2 protein-coding genes are annotated in these 793 nt (G+C 28.5%); both read right to left on the reverse strand.

All coding sequences use genetic code 4. The features are described from left to right. Positions 1-74 precede the first annotated feature (74 nt). Entirely contained in the window at positions 75-413 is a 339-nt protein-coding gene (locus tag EHV01_RS06170) for a hypothetical protein (RefSeq protein ID WP_422066694.1), read from the reverse strand. 68 nt (positions 414-481) lie between these two features. Then, on the reverse strand, positions 482-793 hold a 312-nt coding region (locus tag EHV01_RS06175), incomplete at its 5' end, for a hypothetical protein (protein WP_422066695.1).

Consider the following 793-nt stretch of genomic DNA (forward strand, 5'->3'; position numbering starts at 1 on the left):
YTTATATCTATTAAAGTATCATGGGCTTGTCTTCTTAATTCTTCCATAACCCCGGGGTTAATTCTACTCATTTTTTAATTCTCCTTAATTTCTGTTCTACCTTGTACGGCATTTTGATTATTACCAGTTTCATCATATTCCATTAATTTATTATTATGTTCTATTTCTTTTGCTTGCATTTTATCTTGTCATGCTTCTATTTTTTCTAAATATTTTGCTGCTTCTAATTCATCAATATTTTCATATTCAGTAATTGCTCTTATTGGTTCCATTGTGCCATTATCTAATCTAGCAGTAATTAATTCATTTTGTCGCATTTGGTCAACTAAACTAGCACTAACAAAATCAAAACCATATTCTCGTTCACCAACACCATCTCATAAACCATAATATTTTAAAACAGTATCAAACATTTTTGTATAATATTGCTTACGATATGCTTGTAAATATGCTTGTTTTTCTAAGTCTTTTGTTTTTTTTATTAATGTTGTGTTTTATTTTCTTCACTATCTGATGCATCACCAAAAGGACTAGAAAAATTACATGCTATATATACTTGTTCAATAATCGCTTTTTGGTCTTCTGTATATGTTTCTAAGGTTGGTGTACCTTGTACTACTTGTAAAGATTGGGATAATTGACCATCTACTGTTGATTGACCTGATTGAATAAAAATATCATCAAAAGCATCTTGTAATACTTTTTTATTACCTTTGTTATAAGCAGTCATTAAATCATCACTTAGTATTCCATATCAATGCGTACGATTTGCTCATCTTTCTTTTGATTTAAT

Source organism: Spiroplasma sp. hy2 (genome assembly GCF_044714365.1).
In the GTDB taxonomy this organism is placed as follows: domain Bacteria; phylum Bacillota_I; class Bacilli_A; order Mycoplasmatales; family Mycoplasmataceae; genus Spiroplasma; species Spiroplasma phoeniceum.